1 protein-coding gene is annotated in these 714 nt (G+C 70.4%); it reads left to right on the top strand.

Annotated features, from left to right (window positions below; all coding sequences use genetic code 11):
• Positions 1–5: 5 nt before the first annotated feature.
• A partial coding sequence (locus tag N866_RS19120; protein WP_173406184.1) for a transposase occupies positions 6–714 on the top strand: 709 nt, incomplete at its 3' end.

Here is a 714-nt window from a genome sequence, read left to right as displayed (position 1 = left end):
TCGACGTGCTTGACGCTACCTTCGCGACCCCTGATGTGACGACGTTCTGCCGCCTCGACGAGCTCGGTCTCGTCGTCGTGGGGCAGAAACTGGAGCCGGACCGGGCGGTGCTTGCCTGCCGTGTCGAGGAGGACGATGCGGCGCGCTGGTGCCGGCGTTGCGGCTGCGAAGGCAGCCCGCGGGACACCGTGACCCGGCGCTTGGCGCACGAGCCGTTGGGCTGGCGCCCGACGACGCTTCTGGTCACGATCCGCCGCTACAAGTGCACCGGCTGCGGACATGTCTGGCGCCAGGACACCAGCCGCGCCGCCGAACCTCGCGCGAAGCTGTCCCGGACTGCGCTGCGCTGGGCCCTGGTCGGCCTCGTCTGCCAGCACCTCACCGTCGCCCGCCTCGCCGAGGCCCTGGCCGTGTCCTGGGACACCGCCAACGACGCCGTCCTCGCCGAAGGCCAGCGCGTCCTGCTTGATGACCCGGCCCGCTTCGACGACGTGAAGGTCATCGGCGTCGATGAACACGTCTGGCGTCACACCCGCCGCGGCGACAAGTTCGTCACCGTCGTCATCGACCTCACTCCGGTCCGCGACAAGACCGGCCCGTCGCGGCTGCTGGCCATGGTCGAAGGCCGCTCCAAGCAGGCCTTCAAGACCTGGCTCGCCGAACGGCCCAAGGCCTGGCGCGACGGCCTGGAGGTCGTCGCCATGGACGGCTTCT

Origin of the sequence: Actinotalea ferrariae CF5-4 (assembly GCF_000603945.1) — a bacterium.
GTDB classification, from domain to species: domain Bacteria; phylum Actinomycetota; class Actinomycetes; order Actinomycetales; family Cellulomonadaceae; genus Actinotalea; species Actinotalea ferrariae.
Note: the sequence above shows the minus strand (reverse complement) of the source record. Positions and strands in the feature narration are given on the sequence as shown.